The organism is Paenibacillus sp. BK033, from assembly GCF_004345425.1.
Lineage (GTDB): Bacteria > Bacillota > Bacilli > Paenibacillales > Paenibacillaceae > Pristimantibacillus.
The window spans coordinates 433,134-456,967 of sequence record NZ_SLVP01000005.1; the positions used below are offsets into that span (position 1 = coordinate 433,134).

The following is a 23,834-nucleotide window of genomic DNA, read 5'->3' on the forward strand; positions in this document are numbered from 1 at the left end:
CTGCCAAACTTTCTTTGGCAGCGTTTCGTATGATTCGTTCGAAATCTGTTCAAATTATTGACATGCCTTGTATTCATATTGCTCTTTTTAGTAGATGGTTCCCGTGCTAGACTGTTTTCAAATACTAGAAGCGAGGGATTAACTTGAACGATTCATGTCGAGGTTATTGCCAAGGGTGTAAATCATGATGAAAAATAAACGAATAAAACCGTACACAGCGGCAATTCTCGCGATGTTTATCATCCTCATGGCGGGTTGCAGTCTTGGAACAAAGCCGTCATCCAGTCCGTTTCTGGATGATCTGACGATCTCGATTAAGGATACGCCAAACACCGGCGACACCACCGCGCATGCATACGAATTGCAAATTAAAGATTCAGCCGGCAATTTGGTTGATGTCGACCGTGTGCGAATCAATCTTTCCATGTCCATGCAAGGGATGAATCATAAAATGAAAGACGAAATGGAGAGGACCGGGCATGGCATATACTATACCAAGGTCTATCTGCCAATGAACGGTGATTGGAAAGCGATTGTTTCGCTGAAGAAAGACAATCATGAGAGAAGGTTTAACCTTGAGCTCTAATTGGTCAGGCTTTCCAAGCCGTCATTACGATACTGCCCATCATGCTCGAGAAGCTGCTCATTAGACGTTCGTTTTTCATCATCATGGCGACTATAGCCGGTTTCGCGAATAGCTCGTGATTGATAATCCGTAAAGGGTCGTTATCGATAGCCGTTTGTTTCATCTGCGAGAAAGAAGAGACGGAGTATTTAGAAAACCTTGATCTGCTTAACAGCTTCAGCCATTCCGGAACGGTTCGCATATGATGAAGCCCGTAAAACGACCCGAGTTTTTCCTTTTGCGCCGTTGTTAATTTAACGGAAAATGCCAGCTCGCGATCGTAAAGGACTCCTGCCGGCTTTAGCACTCGCCAATATTCGCGCAAAGCGGTGCTTCCCGGGGTAAATGCCGTAACCGACTCCGTAAAAACGGCATCAAACGTCTCGTCCGGAAAAGGCATGGAAGTAGCATCCGCCTGTACGATGCGGACGGGCAAATTGCTAGACTTCGCACGATAAGACGCTTTTCTAATCATATCCTCGTTCCGGTCTATGGCTGTCACGTTGCAGCCCAGGCTGGCTAAATAGCACGCAGTCCGGCCGGTTCCGCATCCTGCCTCCAGCACCTTCGTGCCGCGCGGGAAGCCGATCTGTCCGATTAATTCTTTGGTCGCTTGGAAGCCACCGGGATGCGCGCTTCCTTCGCCGAGTCCGGCTAACAATGTATGGTAATCCATCGCCTTCTCACCTCTTGCGATATTCTATGCATAACCTCCTTCATCACTGCACCCATTCTTGCGCGGCTTCGCGCTTCTCTTTTTTTTTCGAATAGAAGACAATCGTACAAACCTATTAGTAGATTTTTTCATAGTCTAAGGTATACACGCATCAGGTTGGGAGGAATGGGATTATGCAGGAGGTTTATCCGGTTAGCTATAAGACGATCCATCCGTACATCGGACGGAGGGTAAGTGCGGTTACGCATGACGGACGGCATTTTATCGGAACGATAAAAGGTGTAAAAAACGGCAAGTTAATCGTGGAGGACTGTACGTTTGACAGGAAGCCGCTATCCCTGTCGTCCGTTCGGAGCGGAAAGCATTCGAAGAAACAAACTCGCTCCAAGCATAAAGCAAGACTGTCCGGCTATTATGACGGATACGGCTATGGATACGACGGTTACGGTGGAGGTTACGGTGGAGGTTGCGGCGGCTTCGGCGGCGATTGTTTCTTTTTTCCGTTTGCATTCATAGCTTCCCTTTTCATTTTGCCTTTCTTCTTTATTTGATTGATTTGCCACACAAATTGCGAAAAGAGGAATCGCTATTGGCATCCAGGAAAGCGCCTATTAAAAGAGAGCCAGAGGCAAGAGTTCAAGCGGTCAAAAAGGCTAAACGTTTAGTCGGTCAACCCGTTTGCGTATTGTTAAATGACGGCAGCTGTTATGTCGGAACGGTTCAAGCCATTCAGGACCATCGGCTAATCCTTTCCGAGTCCAGGAACTGCGGGAGAGTAAATCGTTCCGATCGTTCCAAAAAACCGGAAGCCCAAGTTTCGGGTCTGCTGGATACCTTGATTGGGGGGATCGGCGCGCTAAATTCCTTTGGTTCGATGGCAACCGGTCTATTCAAGCCCATGTCATCCGGCCCTTCAGTCTTTTCTTTGGCGGGGAGTCCTGCCAACCAGAAGAATACGGATGGCCAGTCTGGGCCGGGGCCGGCAGGCGGGGAACAGAATAGCGGTTTTTTCGGTTCCATTCAACAAATGCTGCCGAAATTCCAAGTCGGTCTTAATATGGTGAAGACGATTATGCCATTAATGGGGATGTTCAAAATCTAATGCTAAATCGCGTTGAATTAGCCCGCCGGGGATCCCCGGTGGGCTAACTTTATTTTTGCTATAATACGGAGATCAGTCATAATATATGGAATTTGCAGGAGGCAATTCAATGTCCAATCCGCAAAAAAAGTCTTCTGCCGTTTACGCAGTCATCGTAGTGCTTTGTGTCATTACCCTGATACTGTGTATCTTGTACGGGTTATTGCTATATGGTTTCTACGGGAGCACGAAAGAAATCATCGTAACTGCAGGAATAGCGGGAGCTGCTTGTTTGCTGGCGATCATTCTAACCGTGTTATTGTATAAAGAGGATGTCCGATCAAAGTCAAAGCCTAAATAAACTGCTCAAGCGATGGCTGAAGCATTCAATTTGACATATTGTGAATTTGCAATATATAATGATCGCATGAGCAACCCAATTGATATTTTTAAAGCACTCTCCAATGAAGCGCGTATTCAAATTTTAGAATGGCTGAAGGACCCAACAACCCATTTTTCTCCCCAGGAAGGAGCTGACCTTGATACGGTTGGGGTATGCGTAAGTCAAATCACCGAAAAACTAAATATGAACCAGTCTACTGCTTCGCAATATCTCTCCATGCTTCAGAGAGCGGGATTGGTCCATGCTACACGGATAGGAAAATGGACTTACTACAGAAGGAATGAAGAGGCAATTAACGACATTGGCCAATTCCTTAAGAAATGATAAAAATACAAAACTGAATTCTTGCCTCGAATTCAGTTTTTATTAAAGCAAACATATTAACAATTTGCAAATTATGCAATTTTGATTTACCCTTTTATATTAATGATTTGCAATATATAAATATATAAAACTCAAGTGGTGAGTCACTTAACATTAGGAGTGCTTGGGTTGCTTATCACGGAGTTTGTCACGCTTAATAATCCCAATCGAAAGAGGTAGAACAACATGGAAAACTTTGAATTTCATAATCAGACTAAAATTTTGTTTGGAAAAGGGCAAGTAAGCAGCTTGAAAAAGGAAATTCCTGCTTACGGCAAACGCATTTTGCTTGTGTACGGAGGCGGCAGCATAAAGAGAAACGGGCTGTACGATCAGGTGATGCGGGAACTGAGAGACATCGAGGCCTTTGTCATTGAACTGGAAGGCGTTGAACCGAACCCGCGGCTTACGACTGTCAAAAAAGGAATTAACCTTATCAGAGATAACCAGCTTGACTTTATTCTTGCAGTAGGCGGCGGCAGCGTCATGGATTCTGCCAAAGCGATTGCGGCAGGCGTGCCGTACGAGGGCGACGTATGGGACATTGTGATCGGTCAAGCGAAAGCACCTTCTAATTCCGTTCCGATCGGAACCGTTGTAACGATAGCGGGAACGGGATCGGAGATGAATGGCAATTCCGTTATTACGAATTGGGAAACGAAAACGAAAGCATTTTTCAACTCCCCATACGTGCTTCCCAAATTCAGTATCCTGGATCCCGAGCTTACTTTCTCCGTACCTAGGGACCAAACGATCTATGGCACAGTTGATATTATGGCCCATGTATTCGAACAGTATTTCCATGCTTCGAACAATGCGCCTCTTCAGGAACGAATTGGTGAAGCGATTCTGCTTAGCGTTGCGGAGACCGCGCCAAAGCTCGTGAATGATTTGCACAATTACGAATATCGCGAAGTCATGTTATTAAACGGAACATTGGCCTTAAACGGACTAACGGGAATGGGCGTTAACCCGGATTGGGCGACTCATCTTATCGAGCATGCCGTATCGGCTGTCCTTGATATCCCGCATGGCGGGGGAATCGCGATCATTGCCCCGCATTGGATGGAGCATGTAGCTGCCGTACGTCCGGAGAAAGTTGCACAGCTAGGCGTTCGCGTATTCCATTTGGACCGGGCGGGGAAAACGGATGCTCAATTGGCAGCGGAAGCGATTCAGTCTCTCAGGGAATTGTGGGCTTCCATTGGAGCGCCAACAAAACTTTCGGACTATGGCATCGATGACAAGGAAATCGAGCTGATGACGGAAAGAGCTATGCTCGCCGACCAAATAGGCAGCTATGTTCCTCTGACGAAAGATGATGTCAGAAAAATTTTGAGAAATTCTTTATAATAAACGATGGGCTGTCTCGCTTTGAGACAGCCCTATTTTATTTGACTCAGATTGTGAACAGGCTGGAAATAATGCTGCTGAAAATTTATGATAGCGGTCAAATTGCGTACACTATGAGCGTAAACAATTGACAATGCAACTGGAGGCTGTGAAAAATGGGTAAAATTGCGATTTTCGGATTCGGCCGCATCGGCAGGCAACTGTTGCGCGTGGCGCTTCAGGACAAACTCTTCGTTCCGGTCTCGATATCCGACATCAAGGACGAAGGCACGCTTGCCGCTCTTTTTGAAGTGGACTCGAACTATAAGCGTTGGCACGAGGACGTATCGGCCAAAGAAGGCGCGATGGTCATAGGCGGACGGGAAATACTTTATATCAATTCCTCAAACGAAGTACCGGACTGGAAGTCGCTTGGCGTGGATCTTGTCGTCGACTGCACGGGCCGAGCCGTCGTCCGTTCCGTTGCGCAAGTGCATTTGGACAGGGGGGCGAAGCGCGTTCTGATCAGCGGACCAAGCAAGTCCCTCGACGATTGCGACGCGGTGCTGCTCAAGGGCATCAACCTCGACAGCTTCGATCCCGGCAAGCACCGGATTATTAGCATGGCCAGCTGCACGACTAACGCCTTGGCAGCCGTCATTAAGCTGGTCAAAGAAAACTACGGGATCAAATTCGGTCTGTTCTCGACCGTTCATTCCTATACCAACACGCAATCGTTGACGGATCAGCCGATGCGAGACCGGCGTGACTCCTGGGCTGCGGCCGAGAACATCATCCCGTCTTCGTCTGGAGCGGCAAAGGCTCTCAAGTTTATTTGGCCAGACCTTCAGATCACGGGCAAGGCTTATCGCATACCGACTCGCACGGGAAGCATCGCCGAGCTAAACTTGATTACGGAGAAGCCGTGCTCGGTGCAGGAAGTAAACGATATGTTCCGACGTGCTTCGCGAGAAGGCGATTTAAAAGGCGTCATGGACGTACTCGAAGGAGAATGGGCATCGTCGCGTATCGTAGGCGACCCGCATACGTCCATCATCGATCTTCCGCTCACGCATGTGGAAGGAGAACTGCTCTCCGTCGCAACATGGTACGACAATGAATGGGGTTTCGCTACGCGTTTGGCGGAGGTTGCCGAATTCTTGTCGAGCAAATAATGGAGCCAAGCGCCATAGACGTTAAGAGCCGCTCATCTGTGCGGCTCTTAACGATTTGTGTCGAATCGATTGTTCCAAAGAACAAAGCTGTTTCTTTTATCTAAAAATGGGTGTAATTTGCAAATGAACTTGGAAAGCATTACTTTATAAAAGAAAAAGCACTTGCGAAAGGCATTGATTTCAAACGATCGAGGAGAGACCTCCCAGATGAGAACGATATCCTCCAGAAACTTATGGATGATCATTGGCATTTCCGCCGTTTTGTCGACTCTGCTGCTTGTCGCCGGGTTTGGCTTGGCCGTCAAGGATTTGCTTTATCCGAAAGGCCAGACATTCGCGGGAAACGCGGACATGCCGGCGCTGCCGGCGGGTGGCAAGCTGAGCGAAAGCAAGGATATTGCGATCACGGCTATCGGAGACTCGCTGACGAAAGGAACCGGCGACGCTTCAGGCGAAGGTTACGTCAAGCAGGTCGTCGCGCTGTTGAAACAGAATCACCCGGGCGTGTCCGTACGGCTCAATAACAATTTGGCTATCAACGGATTGAAAACCAAGCAGCTGGAGCAGCTGTTAAAAACCGATAAGAGCTACAGCTTCGCTCTCAAGCAGGCGAACGTGATCGTCTTCACCATCGGCGGAAACGATCTTTTCCAGACCGCATCAAGCCCGGGTAAGGCTGCGGGCGAAATGAACCTGGACAAGCTCAAGGCTGACCTGCCGCAGAGCTTGAACCGGCTGGCTCAGATTGTGAAGCGGCTGCACGCGATCAATCCCGATGCGCGTGTCGTGTACGTCGGCTTGTATAATCCGTTCTACGATATTCCGGAATTTCGGGACGGATCGCTCCACATCCAACAATGGAACGAACGGACGTACGCGCTTCTTCACCGGTACCCCAACATGTCTATGGTACCGACGTTTGATCTTTTCGAGAACGCAATCGGCCGGTACTTGTCGTCGGATCATTTTCATCCCAATCATGACGGGTACGCGCAAATCGCCGCCCGAATCGTTCAGTCATTGGAATAGGAGGGAATGCGCATGCAACTCGCGAGTCGGAAGAGACAGGAGGAGGCGAGGCAGTCGGCACATGAAGAAGCCGTACTGACCGTCCGCAACGTTAAGAAACAAATCAGCGGGAAACCAATCATCAAGGACGTCACGTTCGAAGTCCGCGCCGGCGAAATTTTCGGGTTTCTCGGGCCGAACGGCGCCGGCAAAACAACGATGATCCGCATGCTCGTCGATCTGATCAAGCCGTCTTCCGGCGAGATTCTGATTTGCGGCGAAGACATCGGCCGCCATCCCGAAGAGGCGCTGCGCCACGTCGGCTGCATCGTCGAAAATCCCGAAGCCTATTCCTACCTGACGGGCTGGGAAAATCTCGAGCATTTCGCGCGCATGCAGCGCGGCATCGATAACGCGCGAATTCGCGAGGTCGTTGCTATAGTCGGTCTCGATGCCCGCATCCACGATAAAGTAAAAACGTATTCGCTTGGCATGCGGCAGAGGCTTGGCATCGCGCAGGCGCTGCTCGGCCGGCCGAAGCTGCTCATTCTCGACGAACCGACAAACGGGCTTGATCCGAAAGGCATCAAGGAGCTGCGGGAATTCGTGCGCATGCTGGCGAATCAGGGGATGAGCCTGTTTATTTCGAGCCACCTGCTGAGCGAGATCCAGCTGATGTGCGACCGCGTCGCGATCATTAGCCATGGCAAGGTGCTGGCCGTCGGCACGGTGGACGAACTGCTTCACGGCGCGGACAATTACGTCGTCTGGCAATTCGAGCAGCCGGAGGCGGGGCGGCGCCTGCTCGCGGGCGAGGGCGACGTCGAACTCGTGCTTGACGAGCATCGGATCGACGAAAGCTTGCTGGCGGGAATGAGGGAGGCGCTCATCACGGCGATGAACCCGGAGCGGATCGCGTCCTTGGTCGAGAAGGCGGTGCTCGCCGGCATCGGCATCGTGGCGGTGCACAGCATCGCGCCTACGCTGGAGCAGTTATTTTTACGGATGACGGATGGTGAAAGCATTGGATAGACTGCTCCCGCTCATACAAAACGAGACGCTTAAGATCTGGAAGAAAAAGCGGTTTTTCGTCATCGTGCTCGTGCTGCTGATCCTCATTCCGATCTTTACATACGCGCAGTTTCGGATCACAGAGACGAATAAGAAGAATTTCAAGGATTGGCGCAATCAGCTCATCCAGCAAATCAACGAATACCAAAACATGCTCTCCAGCGACAGGATCCCGGAGGAATGGAAGCATTCGCGGCGGATCGCCGTGCAGCAGCTGCAATACTACCTGGATCACGATGTCAATCCGAACTCGCCGGACGGCGTCACGTTCACCCGAAGCTTCCTGTCGAACGCGGTCACGCTGTTCTTCCCGCTGCTCGTGCTTGCCCTTGCGTCAGACATCGTATCGGGCGAGCGCACGTCGGGCACGATCAAAATGCTGCTCACGAGGCCCGTACGCCGATGGAAGATCCTGTTCAGCAAACTCGTGGCGCTTAGCCTCTACGTAGCATTAATCATAGTGGTCAGCGCCGTTCTCTGTTATTTAATATCCGGTGCGGTATTTGGTTATTACGGATGGGAAATCCCCGTATTTACAGGCTTTGTAATCAAGGGATCTTCGGTCGAAAGCAGCTTTGTGCACGCGATTCCGCAATGGCTTTACTTGCTGATGGAAGCCGGGCTGATCTGGGTGTCGTCCATGACCGTGGCTTTGCTCGCGCTGATGGTATCCGTGCTCGTGCGCAGCACGGCCGCGAGCATCGTGACGATGATGGCGGCCGTCATCTCCGGAACGATCTTATCGAGCATGTCTTCTTCCTGGCACAGCGCCAAATTCATTTTCTCCGTAAATCTGCAGCTGACGGATTATCTGGCGGGCTCGCCGCCGCCGATTACGGGCATGACGCTTGGCTTCTCTCTTGTCATTTTGGCCTGTTGGGGGATTGCTTCCCTTGCCGTTTCGTTCTCCGTCTTTACGAAACAGGACATCTTGAATTAGAACCCACGGGATGAGTTGCGTCGAGTGAACGGATTTTGCTCCAAATAATGGATTATGCGGGAAGGACGGTGTCATCAAGGAGGTGCTGTCCAACCTGAATCCTCAGGTTTTCCTATGAAGCGAGTATATTTTATTGATAAGGTTTAGATTTCGTTGATTCGCTATGATAGGCAGATCCCGACGGCAGATGTATACTTTATGCATATGAAAGCGCTTCATATAGTAAATTACATCAGCAAGGAGAGGTGACCCCTCCGTGACGAATGCCCAAGGTTTGTCTTTGTTTAATGTACCTAAAAGAATCTTATCGTTATTGTTGTCCGTTCTAATTCTCATGTCGGCATTTATCTTTGCACAGCAGGCGAATGCCGCGTCATCGCAAATCGTAAATAATACAACGAAGTACGATACCGATGGCAATCCGATTTGGGCGCAAGGCGGCTGGGTCGTGAAAGAAGGAAATACGTTCTACTGGTATGGCATGGATTTTTCGACTTCCGGTGTGAAAAAAATCAACGTATATACGTCGACTGACCTTGTTAATTGGACATCGCATCAGGGCATAGTCGATTTCTCTTCCATTAACGCAAAGCTAGATGCGATCGGTGATACGACAACAGTTCGCTTTGCAAGCACGCAATGGGTGGGAAGACCGTTTGTTATGTACAATAGCGTGATAAACAAATACGTCATGTTCGCTGAATGGGGCAGCGGAGACGGAAATCGCAATAAAATTACGATCTTCACCAGCGATTCAGCAGCAGGACCATTTACTTACGAGAAATATATTTCACAACCAGGCGGATGGAAAATGGGCGACCTTGGATCCATCTTTACTGATTCCGACGGCAGCACTTACATTACTTACACAATCGACTATAACAACATTACGAATGCAGGTCTTCAAATTAGCAAGCTGAGCTCAGACTTCATGAGCATTGATTCCGTTACAAAGACGTTTGCTTCCACAGGCCCTTACAAAGAAGCGACAACCTTGTTTAAAACGGGATCGAAATACATCATGATGGCTTCTACAACCAACGGTTGGAAATCAAGCCAAACCTGGTGTTACTCGTCGACAAGCATGTCCGGAACATGGACGACTCCTTATGTTTGTGCGACAAGTCCATCTTCAACCAACTCTTTCGACACGCAAATCGATCAAGTTCTTCCCATTCAAGGAACACAAGGTACAGTATACATGTACATCGGAGACCGTTGGAATAATTTCAGCGGCGGAAGCACTGGTGTTGGTCGTAACCAATGGTATCCATTGACCTTCGACAGCAATGGAAACCCTGTCATTAACGGCTACTCTCAATGGTACATCGATCCAGCTGCCGGAACATGGAGCTCGGCTGCACCCGCCGGCCAAGTTGACACGAGCTTAACTTATGCACTTGTGAATGGAAATTCGGGTAAGGCACTTGGCGTTACGAGCAATGCGACAACAGACGGTGCGACGCTCGAGCAGCGCTCTTATACAGGAGCGGTAAGCCAATCATGGAAATTTGTTGATGCCGGATCCGGCTATTATAAAATTTTAAATATCAACAGCGGTAAGTACATCGATATTTCTGGGGCATCTACGGCGGACGGTGCACAAGGCGTACAGCTGCCAGCAAGCAGCAGCACTAGCCAGCAATGGCAGCTTATTGATGCTGGCAGTGGTAATTATTCTGTTATTAACCGCAGCAGCGGAAAATATCTTTGCATTAGCGCAGGCGCGACGACCGACGGTGCTCCGGTTATTCAATGGACGCAATCGGGTTCCGCGAACCAAACCTGGCGCTTCGATACGGTTGCTCCGATCGATTTGACCAAAACGTATTCCATAACAAACCGAAACAGTGGTAAAACCCTTGGTACGGTTGGTGATGCAATGGCAGACGGCACGAGTATAGAGCAGCGCACTTATTCAGGCGCACCAAGCCAATCCTGGCAGTTTGAGTATACAAACGGCTTCTATAAAATCAAAAACGTAAACAGCGGCAAATACATGGACATCAATGGTGCATCGACAGCGGACGGTGCGGTAAACATTATTAATACCTCGAGCGGTTCAACCAGCCAATTGTGGCAATTGGTTGATGCAGGCGGCGGCTACTACAAGCTGAAAAATGTAAATAGCGGTAAAATGCTTGGAATTAGCGCTGGCAGCACGGCAGATGGCGGGATAAATCTGCAATGGTCAGATTCCGGCTCTATGAACCAGAACTGGAGCTTCGCTGTCCTGAACCCGTAAGTCCGTAAACGATAAGGAATCGAAGGGATGGAGTGATATCGCTCCATCTCTTTTTTTTGTTGTTGATCGGCTTGCCGTCTTACAGGAAAGGAATAGTTGCAACTAGTTTTAAAACTACCGATTTTTTGACCAAAAAACCAGAATTATTTGCTAATTTCAGTAAGCGCTTTCATTTTAAAATATATAGGTAACCTTCACATCTAGGACAGCGAGGTGATATTTATTTATTTGCATTAATTCGAATCGTGGTTAAGAATACTATATTTTCTAAGGAGGAAGAGAAGTGACAAGTAAAGGTTTGAAAAATCGGGCAATAAGTTTTTTAAGCATTCTAGCTTTGGCCAGCACGCTGATTCCGACCGCCTCTGTTCATGCCAACACAGACACGAATCCTGTCATTTTACTCGATGCCAACTCATCCGCAACAAGCGTATCGCCTTTGTTATTTGGCGCGAATTCACGCTACTATTTCGATGGAAGAGGGATGTACGATCCGGTAAATAAAGAGGTTTATCCCGATTTTTATGACAGCTACAACGATGCCGGAATAAAAGCCATGCGTTATCCCGGCGGTACGGTCGCCAATTTATTTAAGTGGCAGCGCGCCGTGGGCAATGGCAACGGGACGAATCCAGATAGCGGACTTTCGCAGGTTCACGGTATGGATCAAAGTGTGATGTCCGTTAATTTTAATCTGGATGAGGCATTAAAATTCACGGAGAATACGGGGACCGAGCTTACTTATATGTATGGCATGGGGAATGGCGATCCGACGGATGCGGCTAACCTGGTTCAATATCTGAACGGTACGGACACGAACAATCCTTATGTCCAATTACGAATAAGCAATGGACATCCTGCTCCTTATAATATCACTTATTTTGAGATCGGCAATGAGACGGGACCAGGTCCGCAAATGTATTGGTTAAACGGTATTCCATCCGGGACGGATTACCGGGATGCTTACGTTAACGGCAGCGTCGTTAATTTCACGAAGCAGACGGTCGTGCTTAAAGCCGATTGGAGCTTTATGAAACAAGGCGCTTATAAAAGCACTGGCGTTGCTGGACAAGAAGTTTATGCTCCGTATGGTCCACCGACGGCTGGAACGGATACACTCTATGTTGCCGGCGCTCCCTGGACAAGAGTGACTTCCTTCGCGGGATATGGTCCGTCCGATCAGGTCTATCAAATCGATTATAATACCGGACGAATCACGTTCGGGGATGGCATGAATGGCCAAATTCCGCCCGCCGGCGCAACCGTCACCATTACTTATAGCGCCTTTAAGTACGGTTATAAAGACTATTATACGGCTATGAAAAACGTTGATCCTACCATTAAAGTAATCAGTAATATAGCCGACAATGAGGCCATTGCCGCTTTCCGCAATGCGAATGTGCCTTACGACGGAATGACAACCCATCCGTACTGGGGGTTTGGCGTAACGAGCAATGCCAATTTGACAGACTACTACGCGGGGACGATGGGACAGGTTAACGTGACCGTTGGCTGGGTCTCGAGTTTGCAGCAAAGGTTGAAAAATGAACCGCTGTCCGGCGGTATCGTTTTCCCGTCCGAATATGGGCTGACCGCCAAGCTGAACGGATACCCGCACTATTTGCTAGGGCTCGGCGATGCGCTTTATATCGGAAAGACGCTGATGAAATATATGCAAATGGGCATTCCCATTGCCGAAAAACATAGCCTTATCGATACCTGGTTCCAGGAGGATAATCTGGGCATCGGCAATATGGCGATATTCAATAATAACAACACGCCGGGCAGCCCGTACAATTTTACCCCTAACGTGTCGGCCGAGATGTTTAAACTGTTGACCAATATGACAGGAACAACGGCATTAAACGCTCCGGCCATCGTCAATATGCCAACCTACGCATTCTCGGGAGGCAATAATGCAACTTACAATCAAAATTCCTTGAACAGCGTAGCGACGAAGGATGCCGACGGCAACTTGTATCTTCTTGTTCTGAATGAAGCCCCGGCAACCGATTATACATCCACTATAAATATTGCCAATTATGAGCCGGGATCGACGGCTACGGTATGGAAGCTTGGCGAAGGTATTGCACTGGACCAATATAACCTGCCGGGCGAGGCGCCAACCGTTGTTAATGAAGAATCGACGATTTCGGTACCGGGCAATACCTTTACTTACACATTCCCGGCGCACACGATGACGGCTATCAAATTAAGCGGCACGGTGAGTAAACCGGCTTATATAGGAACGGCCCATTACAAATTGGACGAAACATCGGGCTCCACAGCTTCGGATTCTTCCGGAAACAACAATACGGCTGTCATCTCTTCCAATGGCGGCAACGTAACCTGGGAGTCAAACGGTAAAGTTAACGGCGCGCTTCATTTGGCTCCATCCGGAACTAATGCATTCGGGGATTACTATATAAGCATTCCGAATTTCTTCGATCCGGGAGCGACCAATTTTACAATAGCGGCTTGGGTTAAGCTTGATCAGCCATCCGGGCCGGGATCGAACCAAACGATTTTCGCCCAGGAAGGAGCGTCCGGCCGCAGTATACTGTATCGCGATGTTAATACGGGGAAACTGAATTCGTATCTGGGAGGCGTTACCACGACCTCAAACGGTACCATCCCCGTTGGAACATGGACGCATGTGGCCTTAGTCAAAAACGGCGGGACGATCCAGTTGTATATTAACGGAGCTCTCGATAAAACGGCTAGTGTAACGACGGAGACCTCCACCGGCAAGTTCCGTGTGGGAGCGCATAAAGCTCCGTCTGCAACCAGCGCGAACTGGAACGGATCCATCGACGACATACAACTGTCACAAAAGGCTCTAGCCTCGGCTCAGATTTCCAATATGTATGACGGCACCATTTATTACAGTATGAATGAAAACGTCGGATCCGCGGTGGCTTCCGATAATTCAGGCAACAATAACACGGTATCCCTATTAACATCCGGCGGAAGCGCATCCTTTGATATCAATGGCAAGGAGGGCAGCGCCCTTCGTCTGTCCGGGTCTTACGGCGATTACTATTTAAGCGTTCCGAATTTCTTCGATCCGGCGTCTACGGATTTTACCGTGGCGGCATGGGTTAAGCTCGATCAGGCTTCGGCAGCAGGTTCAAATCAAACGATATTTGCACAGGAAGGCAGCGGCGGGCGCAGCATTCTGTATCGCGATGTCAATACCGGCACGTTAAAATCATTCCTGGGCGGCGTGAATACAACTTCTACCGGAACGATCCCAATAGGTACCTGGACGCATGTCGCTTTGGTTAAAAGCGGCAGCACGATCAAGCTGTATATTAATGGCGTGTTTGATACAACCGCAGCAACGGTAACTGCCGAATCGGCGGCGGGTAATTTCCGATTGGGCGCGCATAAATCGCCATCGTCAAACAATTCGAATTGGAATGGTTTAATTGACGAGGTTTATTTGGCTAAGAAGGCATTTTCAGACGCTCAAATTCAGAATCTTTATCATTAAGAAAGAGAATGGGGCTTAAAACAAAAACTGCACCGCGCTTCGCGGCAGGTAAAGCAGTAACCTTCAAATGAAAGGGGCTGTCTCATTAGTCATTAATTTGACGATGGGATAGCCTCTAGCTATTTGTAATGGGCTGTCTCAATTAATTGAAGCGGAAAATTGGTCAAAGGAAAGGATTTTGATCGTATTCACTCGAATAATTGTCGAGAGATAATGAAGTGTCTGAGGAGGCGTTTCCCATGTTGAAAAACTATCGGCTGACTAAAGCGGACAAGCGAGGTCTAAGCCGCATCGATCCGAACGATACGGGCGGCATCGCAAGTAAGGAAGACATTCAAGATGAGTTTGAACACATGGAACGGAAGCTTCGCAATCTGCAGGACAAGTTGTTTGCCTCGAAGACGAACGGTGTACTCGTTTTGTTCCAAGGGATGGATTGCAGCGGGAAGGACGGCGTTATCAAGAAAGTCCTGTCCAACCTGAATCCCCAGGGCTTCCGTGCGGAAAGCTTCAAGAAACCGACGCCTGAAGAGTCAGCCCATGACTTCTTATGGAGGACGCATAAGGTTGTCCCTGCCAAAGGCTATATTACCGCATTCAACCGTTCTTATTATGAGGATGTGCTCGTTACCCGGGTGCATGGCTTGATACAAGACGAGGAAGCGGCAGCGCGGATGAAGCATATCCGGCATTTCGAGAAGCTACTAACGAACAATGGCGTCATGCTGATCAAAATCTTCTTGCACATTTCACCTGAATTTCAGCTTGAGAAAATCCGCGAGCGGCTTAGCAACCCGGAGAAGATATGGAAATTCGATGCCAGCGATCTCAATGAGCGGCACTACTGGGATTCATACATTGACGCATACGAAGATGTCTTCCGGCATACGGCAACCAATCATGCACCCTGGCATATCGTCCCGGCCAACGAACGCTGGTTCCGCGATTACTTGGTGCTCCGGATTATTTTAAGTTCGTTAGAGAAATTGGAGCTTTCTTATCCAGAACCTGACATTGACACAAAAAGGTTTATGGAGCAGCTAGAATCCAACGCTTGATCGGATAGAAAGCGATAAATGCTCTCGATGCCTTGATTATCCTAAACCTCTCGTTTGTTGTGATCGTTGTGGCTATTGTTTTTCTTTTGCGTGAGGCATTGAATAAAGACGGCTGGGTATTTATATAGGGATAAGCTTTGGTAGTGACGGTATAGGGAATTTTGTGTTAAAAAAGAAGTCGACCCTTCTCGCGGGTCGACTTCTTTTTTGCTATTGAGCGGTCAGAATTTGCGGACCTTCAGCCGTGATGGCGATCGTATGCTCGTATTGGGCGGCCAGCTTGTTGTCCAACGTCCGTGCGGTCCATCCGTCCGGATCGATTGTCATGAAGTAGGTGCCTTCCGTGATCATAGGCTCAATCGTGAACACCATACCTTCCTTGATACGGTGGCCTTTGCCAGGCTTGCCGACATGCATATAAGTCGGCTCTTCGTGCAGGTCGCGGCCGATGCCGTGGGCGAGAAGATCGCGCACGACGCCGAAACCGTGGGCTTCCGCATGCCGCTGAATCGCGCTCGTCACGTCGCCGAGTCGATTGCCGGGCTGCGCCTGCCCAATGCCCAGGTCAAGACATTCCTTCGTGACACGCATCAGCTTCTCGGCCGTCTGGGAGATCTGCCCGACCGCATAACTCCAGGCTGAATCGCCGAGCCAGCCATCGAGCTCAGCAACCGTATCAATCGTTACGATATCGCCTTCCTCAAGTGGCTTATTGCTTGGGAAGCCATGAGCGATTACATCGTTTGCGGAGGCACAGGTCGCATAAGGGTAGCCCTTATAGCCTTTCTGATATGGCTTTGCGCCGTACTTCAGCATCATTTCCTCGAATATGCGATCAATCTCGTTGGTTGTAATACCCGGTTGAATAAGAGGGGCGATTGCGCGGTGGCATTCAGCCACCACTTGGCATGCCTTGCGGATAGCCTCGATTTCAAGCTTGCTTTTTAGAATGACCATATTCGGATCAGGACTCCTTCGAAATTGCTTGCATAGCGAGTCGGGCGATTCGATCGACGTCCAGGTCGGAATTGCCCGCATAGTAGTGCAGTCCGCAGCAACCGACCAGCACGGCAAGCATATGGTCGACGCTGTCGTCTTCGCACCGTGCGATTGATCGCAGTGGAACGTACAGCCGTTCCGTGAATTTTCTTTTGGCCTGGTGTCGATCTCTTTCCGGCAAGCCGGCATAATGTTCCGCCGCCATTTTGTACACAAGATATGCGCGAGGGTCCGACTGCCACAACCGGATAAGCGCTTTGCAATACGCCAACAACTGCGAGTCATCCGGGGAACTGCCGCTGACGTCCGTCCATTCCGAGATCACTTGCTCGCATCGCTCGAATCCGCTTTCTAAAACGTCTTCTATCAATAAATGCCGGTTAGGGTAATAATGGTATACGGTGCCGTAACCGAGCCCTGCCTCGCGGGCAACGTCGCGAATATCAAAGCTTCCGCCCGTGCGGAAGTAGGAGCGTGCGGCGACGTCCAGAATCTGTTCTCTGCGCTGTATGCGTATCAGCTCATTTTGTTCTTTGGTACGGGGGCACATACCGGGTTAGCCTCCTTTTATAGACCTGCAAATTTGTCAATGTAAAAATAATAACGCACGGGGAAAAAAAATGCAAAAGATTTGTTGGTGTTCGATAACATAAAGAACCGCGTAATGAATGGTTCTTCGCGTCAAATTTAAAACGTGTTCGGGTTTTACGGGCGAAATAGCTGGTATAATAGAGATCGAAGTTTTAAGAATACATGACGATGTAAAACGGGAGTAACGGATTATGGATATAGACTATATGCTGGATGACGGCGCGTGGCGACGGCTGCTGGAGGGCGTCGCTGCGCGCTTCGACGAACTGACGATCATACGGGGCTTTCAATATTATAAACAGGGAAGGGTCGAGGAATTGGCGCTCCGAGATGACGGCGTGCACGTCGACGCGCGCGTTAAAGATAACCGGATGTACGACGTCGCCGTCGATCTGGACGACCTCGCGGCAAGCGAATGCGCTTGCTCCGCGAACCGCGCCTGTACGCATATGGCTGCAACGCTGATGCGCTACGCGGAGCTGTGCGGCCGGCCGATCCAGGCGCTCGCCAATGCGCGCAGCGCCTTGAAGAGCGCGCCAGCCATCGGCAAACCGGACGCTGGACGAGGCGGTACCCGCACAGGTACTGCAAGAGCAGCAGCGGAAGCACCGTCCTTGGAGAGAAACGCCAGCGAAGAAGGCGCAAACCGATTCGCCGTGCCGGCAACCGCTCAGCCTGTCCGTCCGACCTTGACGGAGACGGAGCTCACAGAATTCTCCGTTGCCAAGTGGCACGAGCGGTTCGAGAAGCGCCTCGGAGCGGTGCACCCGAACATCCGTACAGCACAAGAGGCTGGTGAGCTGCTCGCCGACCTGCAGGCGATGCGGCCTGAGCTGCCCTGGGCGCTTGAGCAGCTGTTCACCCTGCATGCTCTGTTATTCGTGCTGGAACTGGTCGTCAAGCCGAATCAGGCGGACTGGCGCCAATCGCGCCTGTTCATGGGCTACCATACGAAGATCGCGCTGGATGGGCTGCTTGACCAGGCACGGAACCTGCTCGAGGACAAGCTTGCTCTGGCTGACGACAGTTCCTTATATTGGCACCATCTAATGGGGACGGCGGATTTTCTTCGGACACGCATGATGACCGAAGAGAAGTCGCTCGGCTGCTTCGCGGCACTTCATGCTTCGCTGTGGCTGCACTGGCTGAGCCCGGACTCAGCCGGAAGTGCCGCGCTTTACGAGAAGGAGCTTCGCAAGCTGCAGGCGGCGGAAGCCGCGCTTGGTACGTCCTTGTCGCGCCAGCCTTGGAAGCTCGCGCAATGTCTCCTTCTGCTTTACTTGGCTCGCGACACGGAAGCTCGGTCGATGATCGTCCGTGACGGGGTCAATCTGAAGCCGGAGCATCTCACGCCGCTATTCGGCGTTCTCGAGCGCTCGGAACAATGGGCACGGCTGCGCGACTGGCTCGCGGAGACGGGACCGCTGCTCGGCAGCTCCCGCAGCGAAGACCTCGCGCCTTATGGCAACTATTGGGCTGCCGTCGTAGCGCAGCTGCCGGAGGCGGAGGCGACGATGTGGCTTACTCTACAGGAGATGTTGCCGTACTCGCGTACCGTCTACGAGGACGCGCTGGCGGCACACGGCAGGTGGGACCGGTGGATCGACCTGCAGATGTGCATGGGCCAGGACCCGCTGTCGTTCCGCGTTACCGCGCTGAAACCGGTCGAGAAGGAAGCGCCGGAGATGCTGCTGCCATTCTACCATCAGGCGGTGGAACGGTATGTGCTGCAGAAGAACCGCGACGGCTACAAGGCGGCGACGAAGCTGCTGAAGAGGCTTGCCAAGCTCTATTCGCGGTTAAAGAAAGGCGAGCGGTGGGAACAGTTCATCACCGCGTTCGCGGTCAAGAACAGCCGTCTGCGGGCGCTTCAGGAAGAACTGCGCAAAGGAGGACTGTTGTCATGAATGCGTACGCCGATACGCTTACGATTCAAGCAAGCCTGACCGAACAAGGCGACGCTCTGATCTATGGCGCTGACTCGTCCGGCTACGTGCCGGGGTTGCTTGTCAAGCAGCGGCTGTTTGCCTGGCATGAGCCGTCTTTCTATGGCACGGAGCTTGAGATCGAGAAGCTGCGGGACGAGCTGGAGCTCGTCGTGCTGCCGGCGGAGATGGTCGTACCGTTCTTCGCCAAGCCCGAATTGCTGCCAATGCACGTGAACTGGCGGCTGGAAGGGGATGCCGCTCGGCTCGCCGAGGTTGCGCCAACGCTGGAGCGCATCGTCGCGGAGCGGAAGTTCATCCCGAGTTTCGAAGCTTACAAGGCCGGTAAGCTGAGGTGGACATGGGACGAGGCTGCGTTTGACGCGAAGTCGCGCCGAATGATGCGCGCCCTGGAGGCCGGCGGCCGGTTTGCCGGACGGGACGACGGCGAACCAATCGGAGAGGCAGATTGGGACGAAGAAGCCCAGGGCAGGGAAGCAGCGGACGCCGCTTTCCTGGCCGGCCTCGGCGCCGCCTTCTCCGCGGTGGTATTTCATCGGCATTACGGCACGGAGGAAGCAGCCGGCGACCTGCGCCGCGACTTCCCGATGCTGTTCGCAGGCGACCGAGCCGCGGCGGTCGCGGGCCTCGACGAGCGCGGCTGGCTTGTCGCGAGCGGCTGGAAGGCAGACACGCTGCCGTTCCGGCCGCTCCTGCAGCTGCTGGAGCCGGAGGATGCCGAAACCAGCGGCTGGCACCTCGCGCTCCTGCTGCAGGACAAGCTCGAACCGGCGAAGCTGGTGCCGATTCGGTTAACCGCGGACGGAGAAGCCTCCGGGACATGGCCTTTCGGATGGACGATTCATGTGCGCGAGCGCTCCGCGTCCTGGCTTGCGCATCTTCGCGCGAGCCTGCCGGCGGACCGACTGGCCGGAAGCCCTTCGAACGTACTGAACGCACCGTTGTCCGACGAAGACGCTTGGCGGTTCCTGACTGCGGACAGCCAGCGATTGCTGGCGGCAGGCTGGCAGGTGTTGCTACCGGCCTGGTGGGAGGAGGCAAGCCGCAAGAAGCCTCGATTGCGCGCCAAGGTGCGCCCCGGCGAAGGAGAAGCAGAGCGCAAAGGCGGCAGCCGTTCCTTCTTCGGCCTCGACGCGCTTATCGAATTCGACTGGCGCGTGTCCATTGGCGATATTGACCTGAACGAGACGGAGTTTCGGGAGCTGGTAGCCCGCGGCGAGCGGCTCGTGCAATTTCGGGGCCAATGGGTGCCGCTCGATCCCGCCTTGCTCGCGCAAATCCGCAAGACGATGGCGGGCGTCGATCCGCGGCAGGGCCTGTCCTTCCAAGATGTCCTGCAGCTGCATCTGCGCCGCAGCCGCAGCTTCTTTGCCCCGGAGACTATGGGCAACAAGGGGGAAAGTGCCGACGAGGAGGGCATCAGGAACGAAGGCGAGCTGGAGATGGACCTTGAGCTGAACGAGCATTTGACGTCCGTCATCGCGCAGCTAACGCAGCAGACAGACTGGCCGACGATTCCCGTGCCATCGACGCTCCGCGCGGAGCTGCGCAGTTATCAGCAAGCCGGCTTCTCCTGGCTGGCGTTTCTGCGCCGACTCGGGCTTGGCGCCGTCCTTGCCGACGATATGGGGCTCGGCAAGACCATTCAGTTTATTACCTACTTACTGCACGTCGCAGAGGAAGCTGCCGCAAGCGGAGGACGCCGTCCCGCCTTGCTGATCTGCCCCACCTCGGTGCTTGGCAACTGGCAGAAGGAGGCGCGCCGATTCGCGCCTTCTCTGCGCATCATGCTCCATTACGGCAGCAAACGGCTCGGCGGCGATGCGTTCTACGAGGAAGCGGCGGAGGCCGATCTCGTGCTGACCTCGTACGCGACTTCGACGCTGGACCAAGAGCTGCTTGGCGGCTATACGTGGTCTGCGATCTGCCTCGATGAGGCGCAGAACATCAAGAATGCCGGCACGAAGCAATCCATGGCGGTCAAGAGCTTTCCCGCTCGGCACCGCATCGCGCTGACGGGCACGCCGATCGAGAATAAGCTTGCGGAGCTATGGTCGATCTACGATTTTACCAATCCGGGCTATCTCGGTACCGCCCGCACATTTGCCGAGCGATTCGGCCAGGCGATCGAGCGTGAGCGCGACGAGAAACGGACGCAAGAGCTGCAGCGGCTCGTGAAGCCGTTTATGCTCCGGCGCAAGAAGAAGGATCCTAACATCATGCTGGACCTGCCGGAGAAGAACGAAATGAAGACTTACATCCATCTCACAGGCGAACAGAGCGCGCTCTACGAGCAGATCGTAAAGGAACTGATGGACGAGGTCAAGAAGCTGGAGGGCATTCAGCGCAAAGGCGCAATCCTCTCGGCGCTGACACGGTTGAAGCAGCTGTGCGACCACCCTGTGCTGCTGACGAAAGAAGCCGTGCCTGTGCCGGAGGACGAACGCGAGGCGGCTGCCGAATCGGCGATGCTTATCAGCCGCTCTGCCAAGCTCGAACGGCTGCTCGACCTCGTGAAGGAGCTTCGCGAGGAGGGAGAACGCTGCCTCATCTTCACGCAATTCATCGGAATGGGAGAGATGCTGCAGCGAGTGCTAAGCCGTGAGCTGGGGGAGCGCGTACTGTACCTGCACGGCGGCACCTCCAAGACGGCTCGCGACAGAATGATCGAGCAGTTCCAGTCCCGGGAGCAGCCGGCCGCGGAGCAGCCGAACGTGTTCATCCTGTCGATCAAAGCCGGCGGCGTCGGGCTCAATCTGACCGCGGCGAACCATGTATTCCATTTCGACCGCTGGTGGAACCCCGCCGTGGAAAACCAGGCGACGGACCGCGCCTACCGGATGGGCCAGACGCGCGACGTGCAGGTGCACAAGTTCATCTCGCTCGGCACGCTGGAGGAGCGGATCGACGAGATGCTCGAGAGCAAACAGCAGCTGAGCGATGACGTCATCACGAGCTCGGAAGGCTGGATCACAGAGCTGTCAACGGATGCGCTGCGCGACCTGTTCACGCTGCGGCGCGACTGGTCGGAATAGCGCGAGGCGCGAACGGAGCTCCTGTTTTAAGCTAAGCAGGAGTGACGTTACGTTTTGCCGTTTCCAGTGATAACAAGCTGAATGTGGTTTGAGGTATACAAAGGAATTAGGCGGTAATGAAGAAGAAACTAATCCGGAGCAATTGTTCGCCGAAGGATTCGCTGCATGCTTTGAAGTCGCGGAAAGGGGAATGAGCCCGGTATAACCAAGCTCATTCCTGTCCTTTCTATAGTGAACTCTGATCTCCAAAAAGTGGGCATTGTATCCCGTCGCTACTCCGATTAGAATAAGCTCACGGAGGGGAAATGAAAACGCATCCATTCTTCCGTTACCTATAAGCTCAACCAATCTTTTAATAGATAGGGGAGATATAAAGCCAATGAAGAAAGCCGTTGACACTTTGTTTGTGAACACCTTCACTGATGGCGTATTGGACCCGGCTAAACCGATGTTAGGGCCACTGAGAGACGGCGGATACATCGTTGCCAATACCGCGCCAGGGTGCTGGGGCCCGATGATTACGCCCGGACTTAAAGGCGGCCATGAGGTAACGACGCCGATATTCGTGGAAGGTGCGGAAGTTGGAGATGCGATCGTCATTAAAATTATATCGATTCAAGTCACCTCGATTGCGACAGCTTCGGGGAATGACAAGCCGATTGAAGGCCGCTTCCTTGGAGATCCTTTCGTTGCCGGAAAATGTCCTTCTTGCGGGACATTAAATCCTGATAGCGTCATCGAAGGCATCGGACAAGAAGCCGTCCGATGCGCATCATGCGGGGCCGATATTACGCCCTTCCATTTCACGAATGCCTATACGATGACCTTCGACGATCGAGGGCAGGTTGGAGTTACGGTCTCCAAGGAAGCCGCCGAGAAAATCGCCCGGGAAGGGCATCATTATATGCAAATACCTGACGGATCCATACAAAATCCGATCGTCACGTTTGCTCCGCATGATCTAGTTGGCGTTGTCTCGCGTATGCGGCCATTTATCGGCCAGTTGGGTACAACGCCATCCAAGGCGATACCGGATTCGCACAATGCCGGCGATTTCGGCTCATTCCTAATCGGCGCACCGCATGCGTATGCATTAACGCAGGAGGAGCTGGACGAACACAGCACGGATGGTCACCTGGACAACAGCCGCGTTCGCGCTGGCGCTACATTGATATGTCCGGTCAAGGTACCCGGCGGCGGCATTTACTTGGGCGACGTGCATGCCATGCAGGGTGATGGCGAAATTGCCGGCCATACGGCAGACGTCTCTGCAATCGTACACCTTCAGGTCAAGGTACTGAAAAACGTTCGGCTTGAGGGGCCAATATTGCTGCCGAACAAGGAAGATCTGCCGTACACGGCCAAGCCTCTTTCCGCCTCCGAGAAGCGCTCGGCTGCCGTGCTTGCTGCCCGATGGGGCATGAAGGAAGTCGAAGACTCACTTCCACTGTCAATCGTGGGCTCAGGCCCGAATTTGAATGCGGCTACCGATAACGGACTCTCCCGCGCCGCCAAGCTGTTTAACGTGACGGTACCTGAAATTATGAACCGCGCCACGATTACCGGTTCCATTGAAATCGCCCGCCATCCGGGCGTCGTCACCGTAACCTTCCGAGCGCCAAGGATTTATCTGGAACAGGCGAAGCTTGCTGAAATCGTGGAGGAACAATATAACAATGACAATTTTTCTGATGAAATTATTTAGATGTGCTGCCTCGATTTACTCTTTCCGGATTAAGTTAATCCTTGTAACAATATGACATTTCGTTGAAGAAAAGTGCCAGATGCCA

19 protein-coding genes are annotated in these 23,834 nt (G+C 52.1%); 16 read left to right on the forward strand and 3 right to left on the reverse strand.

The genetic code is table 11. The annotated features are described in order from the left end of the window. Positions 1-184: 184 nt before the first annotated feature. On the forward strand, positions 185-586 hold the full coding sequence (locus EV294_RS19365; RefSeq protein ID WP_132309707.1) for a FixH family protein: 402 nt from the start codon (positions 185-187) through the stop codon (positions 584-586). A 4-nt stretch (positions 587-590) separates the two neighbouring features. Here EV294_RS19365 and EV294_RS19370 read toward each other — a convergent pair whose 3' ends face one another. Then, positions 591-1,301 carry a class I SAM-dependent methyltransferase gene (locus EV294_RS19370; protein WP_132309709.1) on the reverse strand — a complete coding sequence of 237 codons (711 nt, stop codon included), beginning with the start codon at positions 1,299-1,301 and terminating at the stop codon, positions 591-593. 173 nt (positions 1,302-1,474) lie between these two features. Here EV294_RS19370 and EV294_RS19375 point away from each other — a divergent pair, with 173 nt between their 5' ends. The 12 genes from EV294_RS19375 to EV294_RS19430 all read left to right on the forward strand — a co-directional run bounded on the left by EV294_RS19375 (position 1,475) and on the right by EV294_RS19430 (position 15,473). Continuing rightward, the gene (locus EV294_RS19375; RefSeq protein WP_132309711.1) at positions 1,475-1,852 is read left to right on the forward strand and encodes an LSm family protein; all 378 of its coding nucleotides are present in this window, start codon (positions 1,475-1,477) and stop codon (positions 1,850-1,852) included. Positions 1,853-1,890: 38 nt separating this feature from the next. Then, positions 1,891-2,403 (forward strand): hypothetical protein, encoded by a 513-nt coding sequence (locus tag EV294_RS19380; RefSeq protein WP_132309713.1) that lies wholly within the window; start codon positions 1,891-1,893, stop codon positions 2,401-2,403. A 109-nt stretch (positions 2,404-2,512) separates the two neighbouring features. After that, on the forward strand, positions 2,513-2,743 hold the full coding sequence (locus EV294_RS19385; protein WP_132309715.1) for a hypothetical protein: 231 nt from the start codon (positions 2,513-2,515) through the stop codon (positions 2,741-2,743). Positions 2,744-2,809: 66 nt separating this feature from the next. Then, positions 2,810-3,109, forward strand: a complete 300-nt coding sequence (locus EV294_RS19390; protein ID WP_132309857.1) for an ArsR/SmtB family transcription factor — start codon at positions 2,810-2,812, stop codon at positions 3,107-3,109. A gap of 225 nt (positions 3,110-3,334) precedes the next feature. Beyond that, positions 3,335-4,501: an iron-containing alcohol dehydrogenase gene (locus EV294_RS19395; protein ID WP_132309717.1), complete on the forward strand. Its 1,167-nt coding sequence runs from the start codon at positions 3,335-3,337 to the stop codon at positions 4,499-4,501. Between the two features lie 155 nt (positions 4,502-4,656). After that, positions 4,657-5,655, forward strand: coding sequence for a type I glyceraldehyde-3-phosphate dehydrogenase (locus EV294_RS19400; protein WP_132309719.1), 999 nt, complete (start codon positions 4,657-4,659; stop codon positions 5,653-5,655). A gap of 207 nt (positions 5,656-5,862) precedes the next feature. After that, entirely contained in the window at positions 5,863-6,684 is an 822-nt protein-coding gene (locus tag EV294_RS19405; protein ID WP_132309721.1) for a GDSL-type esterase/lipase family protein, read from the forward strand. A 12-nt stretch (positions 6,685-6,696) separates the two neighbouring features. Then, on the forward strand, positions 6,697-7,695 hold the full coding sequence (locus EV294_RS19410; RefSeq protein WP_243711714.1) for an ABC transporter ATP-binding protein: 999 nt from the start codon (positions 6,697-6,699) through the stop codon (positions 7,693-7,695). Next, positions 7,688-8,674 carry an ABC transporter permease gene (locus EV294_RS19415; RefSeq protein ID WP_132309859.1) on the forward strand — a complete coding sequence of 329 codons (987 nt, stop codon included), beginning with the start codon at positions 7,688-7,690 and terminating at the stop codon, positions 8,672-8,674. Before EV294_RS19410 ends, EV294_RS19415 begins: the two co-directional genes overlap by 8 nt. Positions 8,675-8,930: 256 nt before the next feature. After that, positions 8,931-10,919, forward strand: coding sequence for an RICIN domain-containing protein (locus EV294_RS19420; protein WP_132309725.1), 1,989 nt, complete (start codon positions 8,931-8,933; stop codon positions 10,917-10,919). 283 nt (positions 10,920-11,202) lie between these two features. After that, positions 11,203-14,415, forward strand: coding sequence for a LamG-like jellyroll fold domain-containing protein (locus EV294_RS19425; protein WP_132309727.1), 3,213 nt, complete (start codon positions 11,203-11,205; stop codon positions 14,413-14,415). A 239-nt stretch (positions 14,416-14,654) separates the two neighbouring features. After that, complete coding sequence (locus tag EV294_RS19430; protein ID WP_132309729.1) at positions 14,655-15,473, forward strand: PPK2 family polyphosphate kinase; 819 nt, start codon at positions 14,655-14,657, stop codon at positions 15,471-15,473. Positions 15,474-15,683: 210 nt separating this feature from the next. On the opposite strand, the gene map is transcribed toward EV294_RS19430, so the two are convergent. Together map and EV294_RS19440 are read right to left on the reverse strand one after the other, a co-directional pair. Continuing rightward, complete coding sequence (map, locus tag EV294_RS19435) at positions 15,684-16,430, reverse strand: type I methionyl aminopeptidase (protein ID WP_132309731.1); 747 nt, start codon at positions 16,428-16,430, stop codon at positions 15,684-15,686. 7 nt (positions 16,431-16,437) lie between these two features. Further along, entirely contained in the window at positions 16,438-17,022 is a 585-nt protein-coding gene (locus tag EV294_RS19440) for a TetR/AcrR family transcriptional regulator (RefSeq protein WP_132309733.1), read from the reverse strand. Positions 17,023-17,380: 358 nt separating this feature from the next. On the opposite strand from EV294_RS19440, the gene EV294_RS19445 reads away from it, so the two are divergent. The 3 genes from EV294_RS19445 to EV294_RS19460 all read left to right on the forward strand — a co-directional run bounded on the left by EV294_RS19445 (position 17,381) and on the right by EV294_RS19460 (position 23,749). Then, entirely contained in the window at positions 17,381-18,970 is a 1,590-nt protein-coding gene (locus EV294_RS19445) for a hypothetical protein (protein ID WP_165930741.1), read from the forward strand. Continuing rightward, positions 18,967-22,044, forward strand: coding sequence for a DEAD/DEAH box helicase (locus EV294_RS19450; RefSeq protein WP_132309737.1), 3,078 nt, complete (start codon positions 18,967-18,969; stop codon positions 22,042-22,044). The genes EV294_RS19445 and EV294_RS19450 overlap by 4 nt, the downstream gene beginning before the upstream one ends. Before the next feature lie 379 nt (positions 22,045-22,423). Further along, complete coding sequence (locus EV294_RS19460; RefSeq protein WP_132309739.1) at positions 22,424-23,749, forward strand: acetamidase/formamidase family protein; 1,326 nt, start codon at positions 22,424-22,426, stop codon at positions 23,747-23,749. The last annotated feature ends 85 nt before the right edge of the window (positions 23,750-23,834 follow it).